We start from the raw sequence: 6,000 nt of genomic DNA on the forward strand, positions 1-6,000 counted from the left end.
CAACGGGATGCCACCTCCTTCAACATGGATGGTGGGTAGCAGGCGGTTTCGGTACACCCGAAACACAAACTTGCTACCTCCAAATCCTTAGGGAATGAGTTTTGAGCAACTCCCGTTTTTCCCATTCGGGAAGTCATAATCCAATCCCTTTCTTCTTGGGTCTTACGATAGTTCTTGGAGGTGGATTAACTGTTAAATTCCGACGGATTCCGCAGAGGTAATCGTTCAGGTCTTTGTGTCCGCTGTAGTTATCGGAGAAGTCGCGGATGCGTCCGCTGAACTCCCTTGCCAACTCCCAATACGCCTTTCTTCCTGCCCCGTCATTGTCGAGCAGGCAGTGGATGCGCCCGTACCCGTGCAGCGCATCTATGGCTTTTGGAACATTGGCAACCGAATTGAGGATGATGTAATCCTGACCGTCAAGGTTCGGCATGGTCGGGCAGTTCCTCATCCGCAACGTGAGGAAGGACAGGTAGTCCATCATGCCCTCGAACACGAGGCATTTCTCTCTCGGCTCTCCCTGCTGAAGGATATGGCTGATGTCTTTCGGAGCAATGCAGCCCTTGAAGAAACGGTTGCGCACTTCATATCCTCCCGCCACATTCGGGAAGCCGATGGCGAAATAGGGCTTGCCGTTATGGATGAAGTGCAGTTCCTTACATTCCGACCTCGCCAAATCGGTGTTTATGCCCCGTTCCTGCAAGTAATGGAGTAATGCAGGATGGGTAAGTTCTCCAATCTCCAACTGTTGGAAACTCGGTTCGGATGCTTGCTGGCGAAAAGAGAAAGATACGGGACGGATGTGTGGAGCCTGTTCCGCTATCTTATTGAGCAGATAAGGCACATAGTCGGAGGCATATAGTTCCCCTGCCAGCGCGATGATGTTGCCACCTCTGCCCAGCCCGTAATCGAACCACAGGTTACGGTTGGTGTTCACCTTGAACGAGGCTTCCGTTTCCTGACGGAACGGGGATTTGTACCAAAGGCAGTTGCCTTGTTGCTTTACGGGCGTGTAGCCCAGACTTTGCAGATAGTCTGCGATTCTGATTTGTGTTGCTTCTTGGATGTTCATGATATATTGTTTCTACGGATTTGATGATGACTGTAAAAACGTTGATTTGATGAATAATTGGTGTAATCTGTTTATATTCAATATTATGACCGCTCAACATCTTCTCAACAAATCACTCACAAATAGGGAATCCAACAAACGGTTGCCGTTCCTCCCTCAACATCATTTTTCGATTGTTGAGCATTTGTTGAGAGCGTATGTTGTTTGTTTTCAGCATGGTTATATACCTGTTCAACAATTCAACAAAAAGAGAAAGATATTATAGGGAATCAAGCTGCTCCCTTGTGACGGTATAGAAACGCCCGACCCTTTTGATAGGCTCATACCTGCACTCCCGATTGTAGTTGAACTGGTAGGTGGTATAGGTCAGCCCATTGGAGGCAGGAGTGAGTTTCCAACACTCCTGCAAGACTTTCCGTACCTGATGCTTCTCCACCTTTACCTGCGAGTGTACCAGCAAAAGAAGAATGTCGTTATAACAGAACGAGAAGGTGTCCGTGCCTACACTCTCCATGATATCAAGTATAAGCTCGTGCATATCTATCTCCAACCGGTTACGGTTGCTGCGGATAATCTTCCGCAAGGCTTCGGTATGCAGCAACGAGGGAGCAAACCACATACGGCTTTCTTTTTTCGTTGCCATCGTCCTGTGCTGCAAGTGATACAGGAAAGCCGGGATTTCCGTCTTCAGCTTTTGCAGGAAGTCGGTATCATCGGATTGCAGGCGGTCTATCTTGCGCACCCAATAGCGTGTTTCCCCCGCGTCTATGATTACGGGTAGATACTCGTTGTTGGAGCATAGCACGAACTTGGCGAAGAACGCTATCTCGTCACGGTCTTTGCCTTTGGCTTCAACCTTGTAGGAGAGTGTGGTGCTGAGGTTCTTCAACCTCTCGCTGTCCTCCCTGCGGTTGAGCAGCACCTCGTCCACCACGATGAGCAGCTTGCCAGCCCAATCGGAATTGAACTGGCTTCGGAAGTCCTCGTTGGTATTGAAGGTTACATTGTTCTGAAACACGGCTTTCAGGAAGTTCAGGAACGTGCTCTTGCCCGTGTTGCGTTCTTCCGATACCAATAGCAGGATAGGTAGTTTCTGAACGGGTTGCAGGTAAAGCAGTTGCAGATAGTCCATTCCCAACTCGTACTGTTCCCCGAAGATGTGGCGTACCAATGATTGGATATGCGGGAAATCGCCCTCCTTTGGTACATGGCCTATCGGCTCGTAGAGGTTCAGGAACTTGTCCACCACGGGACGGTATTCCACATGGTCGGGAATGGTGCAGAAACCGTCATACTTCGGCACGGTGGCGAGATAGTCCTTGCCATAGTCCTGCCGAAGTGTCTCGTTGTTCCACACGATGCGCTTTTTCACATAGCCGCCGTTCAGACGGGGCTGGTTCACTAACTTGTAGAGGGTCGTACCCACCCGGATAAACTCCTCCTTCTCATTCTTTGTCTTTGCCATTTACATTTTGCTTAAACCGTTAATAATTAACCGTGTGCAAAGCTACGGCAAGTGACGCGAAAGCCTGATAAGCAAATCGCAGCAGAACGGCGCAAAATTTACACGGCAGGAAAAACTTGCTGTGAATTGCGCGGGAAACAAGAATGGAGCAAATAAAAACAAGCCCGAAAAAGCATCCATTATAGGTTTGCTCCTTCGGGCTTGTCGTGGTCATTCGTATTGTTGATAAAACAGTAATACGTTTGTTCAACTGACCACCAATACGTTTTATCAGCAATACGTTTTATCGGCAATGGCTTGATATATAAAGAATTGTCAGTTTCACTGCACATGATTAGCCCTCATGCCTGATAATTAAATACTTTCGCACCGTTACTGCCCAGCGAAAAGAAGATACTTGTTTTCTCTTTTCGCAAGTACAGCCTTTTAAGTAAGGCATTACGCACCTGCTCCGCTCCGAAACTGTCAATACGGAAAGCAAGCGCGACTATCATCGGGAAACTGAATACATCAGCATTATAGCCGTTCTCCAGCCGGACATATTTCTGCACCTCATACTCTTTTAATGCTCCACTTTTATATATGGCTCTGATGGCAGAACGGAGTGTCGGGGCGATTATCCCGAACAACTCCACCAATTCCGGTTCGCTCATCCAAATGCTGGCGACATTCTCCGGCATGGCGATATTGCCGGATTTGCCTATTGTTATGATATTTCTTTTCATGTCTGCGCTTTCAAGTTTATACAAGTTTCATTCTGTCACTGATTTTACTTTCCAGCATGGAAAAATCCTTGTCCAACTTCTCCGTGGTTATCTTGGCGTAATGTTGCGTGGTGGTAATTTTTGTATGCCCCAATACTTTACTTACGCTTTCTATCGGCATACCGTTTGAGATAGCCATCACCGCATACGAGTGGCGGCTCATGTGAAACGTCAGATTCTTGTTTATTCCACACTCTGCAGCAATCTGTTTCAGCAGGACATTCGTCCAACCATTTCTGTAAACATTGAACAAACGGTTTCCTCTGCGAAACGGTTCGTAACGGTCAATGATTTTACAGGCACTTTCCATCAACTTCACACGGAACGGGATATTCGTCTTTTGCCGTACCGATGAAATCCACAAACTACCGTTTATAGTGACAAGGTTATCTGTGGTAAGATTCTTGATGTCAATGAACGATATACCCGTCAGGCATCCAAAAACAAACAGGTCTCGAACCACCGTCATTGCCGGGTCATCAAAACGATGCGCCATGAGTGTCCGCACTTCTTCCTCCGTGAGAAACTCCCGTTCCTTCGTGCCACCGCTGACATAGCAGTTTGCAAAAGGGTCTCTCGGTATCAGTCCGTTTTTGTGTGCATGAGTCACAATAGACCTCAACGGGGTACAATACAATCTGATTGTGGACTGCTGCACACCTACCTCATTGCGAAGGTAGATGCAGAACTGGTCGAGAAAGTCCCCTGTAAGCTCGTTCATGCTGATGTCGTTCCGCTTATAATAATACTTGATGAAATTTGCCACATGGGTACGGGAAATGGAGTGCTTGTATAAGGTCTCTTTTGTTCTGTCCTTGCCTACACGTTTGGCAAAGTCCGCATTATGCTTATCGAAAGCACGTAGCAATGTTTCATATTCCGTGCCGATACCCTGATAGGCATTACGTACCATTTCTGCTGTCACGTATGCCTCGCGGTCGGAAATTCGTTGGTAATGTTTGATAATTTGTGCCCTGATGTTGTCAAGCGCAAAATTGATGTCCCGCGCCTCTTTGCTCTTACCTTTTACTTTGTTGGCTTTAGTGTCCCATTGTTCCACAGCAATGGAATACTTACAACTGAACTGTGCCTGCGTTCCGTTGATTGTCACTCGTCCCATGATTGGGACAATACCGTTTTTCTCTTTACTTCTGTTCACGAAGAACAGCACCTTGAATGTTGCTCTCATACTCGTCTGCTTTTTGGTTGCAAAATTAGTTTCACCTGCGCTAAATGGCTGTAAGCAAACCTCAGCAGAACGGCGCAAAATTTACATCTGTCTGTAAAATTGCAGATTTTTCGGGGTTACGATTTGGAAACTCAACTGTTTCTGTAATCTGCGTAATTTTGCATTTTTGCTATTCTGCAAAGCTAAGAGAAACATAGATAAAATCACTGGTACACAAACATTTGTCCTTGTGTGTCTTCAAGTGGCGTAAATCGGAGTTTATTCTACCTCAAGCGTCAGGTAGTGAAAAAGGACGGGACAGTTCCCGTCATGGGACGCATCACGGTGGACGGCAGCCAGACACAGTTCAGCTGCAAACTGACTGTCGATCCGAAACTGTGGGACACCAAAGGTGGACGTGTCACGGGCAGAAGCACGGCGGCACTCGAAACGAACCGTATGCTTGACAAGATGCGGGTACGCATCAACAGGCATTATCAGGAAATCATGGAGCGTGACAACTTCGTCACGGCGGAGAAGGTGAAGAACGCCTTTCTCGGACTGGAACACCGCTACCACACGCTGATGCAGGTGTTCCGCCAGCACAACGAGGACTACGAGAAGCAGGTGGAGGCAGGCATGAAAGCCAAAGGCACGCTGCTGAAGTACCGCACCGTTTACAAGCACATGCAAGAGTTCCTCGACATCCGCTACCATGTGAAGGACATCGCCCTAAAAGAGCTTACCCCGGCTTTCATCTCCGACTTCGAGATGTTCCTGCGCACGGACAAGCACTGCTGCACCAATACCGTGTGGCTGTACGTCTGCCCGTTACGGACGATGGTATTCATCGCCATCAACAACGAGTGGCTGACGCGCGACCCGTTCCGCGAGTATGAAATCAAGAAGGAGGAAACAACACGCAGTTTCCTGACCAAAGATGAGATCCGCCTGCTGATGGAGGGGAAACTGAAAAACGCCAAACAGGAATTGTACCGCGACCTCTACCTGTTCTGCGCCTTCACGGGGCTGTCGTTCGCGGATATGCGCAACCTTACGGAAGAGAATATCCGCACCTACTTCGACGAACACGAGTGGATAAACATCAACCGCCAGAAAACGGGCGTGGTGTCCAACATCCGCCTGCTCGACATCGCCAACCGCATAATCGGCAAATACCGGGGACTGTGCGGGGACGGCAGGATATTTCCCGTTCCGCATTATAACACGTGCCTTGCCGGTATCCGTGCCGTCGCCAAGCGTTGCGGCATCACCAAGCATATCACGTGGCATCAGAGCCGCCACACGGCAGCCACGACGATATTCCTCTCCAACGGTGTTCCCATCGAAACGGTCAGCTCCATGCTCGGACACAAGAGCATAAAGACGACGCAGATTTACGCAAGTGCGCCCAGAATGGTCGCTTAATAAATACTTCTTTAGCAAGAAGTTAGGATTGGGTTCGATATAATCCTATCGTCAATCAGTTTATCCAAAGGGGAAACCCGATGGGGAGTGTAGCATACTGATT

At 48.3% G+C, this 6,000-nt stretch carries 5 protein-coding genes; 1 reads left to right on the forward strand and 4 read right to left on the reverse strand.

Annotated features, from left to right (window positions below; translation table 11 throughout):
• Positions 1–133: 133 nt before the first annotated feature.
• From H3001_RS00530 to H3001_RS00545, 4 genes are all read right to left on the reverse strand, one after another.
• A complete protein-coding gene (locus tag H3001_RS00530) occupies positions 134–1,072 on the reverse strand; it encodes a toprim domain-containing protein (protein WP_181213758.1) in 939 nt (312 codons plus the stop codon).
• Positions 1,073–1,331: 259 nt separating this feature from the next.
• Positions 1,332–2,537 (reverse strand): primase-helicase family protein, encoded by a 1,206-nt coding sequence (locus H3001_RS00535; protein ID WP_138273187.1) that lies wholly within the window; start codon positions 2,535–2,537, stop codon positions 1,332–1,334.
• Positions 2,538–2,878: 341 nt separating this feature from the next.
• Positions 2,879–3,262 carry a hypothetical protein gene (locus H3001_RS00540; RefSeq protein WP_138273186.1) on the reverse strand — a complete coding sequence of 128 codons (384 nt, stop codon included), beginning with the start codon at positions 3,260–3,262 and terminating at the stop codon, positions 2,879–2,881.
• A 16-nt stretch (positions 3,263–3,278) separates the two neighbouring features.
• Entirely contained in the window at positions 3,279–4,490 is a 1,212-nt protein-coding gene (locus H3001_RS00545; RefSeq protein ID WP_181213759.1) for a site-specific integrase, read from the reverse strand.
• A 231-nt stretch (positions 4,491–4,721) separates the two neighbouring features.
• Between H3001_RS00545 and H3001_RS00550 the strand changes: the two genes are divergently transcribed.
• Positions 4,722–5,897 (forward strand): site-specific integrase, encoded by a 1,176-nt coding sequence (locus tag H3001_RS00550; RefSeq protein WP_181213760.1) that lies wholly within the window; start codon positions 4,722–4,724, stop codon positions 5,895–5,897.
• Positions 5,898–6,000 lie beyond the last annotated feature (103 nt).

This window comes from Phocaeicola faecicola, assembly GCF_013618865.1.
Taxonomy (GTDB): domain Bacteria; phylum Bacteroidota; class Bacteroidia; order Bacteroidales; family Bacteroidaceae; genus Phocaeicola; species Phocaeicola faecicola.